This window comes from Pantoea sp. DY-5, assembly GCF_019795955.1.
Lineage (GTDB): Bacteria > Pseudomonadota > Gammaproteobacteria > Enterobacterales > Enterobacteriaceae > Pantoea > Pantoea leporis.
The window spans coordinates 1-565 of the sequence record NZ_JAIMIE010000024.1; the positions used below are offsets into that span (position 1 = coordinate 1).

Annotated in this window: 1 rRNA gene; it reads right to left on the reverse strand. The window is 51.7% G+C overall.

The features are described from left to right. Window positions 1–471, reverse strand: a 16S ribosomal RNA gene (locus K5Y30_RS24755); the annotation flags it as partial. Between the last annotated feature and the right edge of the window lie 94 nt (window positions 472–565).

Here is a 565-nt window from a genome sequence, read left to right on the forward strand (position 1 = left end):
GAAGCTATTAACTTCACCGCCTTCCTCCCCGCTGAAAGTACTTTACAACCCGAAGGCCTTCTTCATACACGCGGCATGGCTGCATCAGGCTTGCGCCCATTGTGCAATATTCCCCACTGCTGCCTCCCGTAGGAGTCTGGACCGTGTCTCAGTTCCAGTGTGGCTGGTCATCCTCTCAGACCAGCTAGGGATCGTCGCCTAGGTGAGCCATTACCCCACCTACTAGCTAATCCCATCTGGGCACATCCGATGGTGTGAGGCCCGAAGGTCCCCCACTTTGGTCTTGCGACGTTATGCGGTATTAGCTACCGTTTCCAGTAGTTATCCCCCTCCATCGGGCAGTTTCCCAGACATTACTCACCCGTCCGCCACTCGTCACCCGAGAGCAAGCTCTCTGTGCTACCGTTCGACTTGCATGTGTTAGGCCTGCCGCCAGCGTTCAATCTGAGCCATGATCAAACTCTTCAATTTAAGTTTGATTTGCTGAAACAAGTTCAGCGGTGCTCATCTGTAAAACGTCATAATGAATTTCATTATGTGTTCACTCGTGAGGCTTTGATATTTT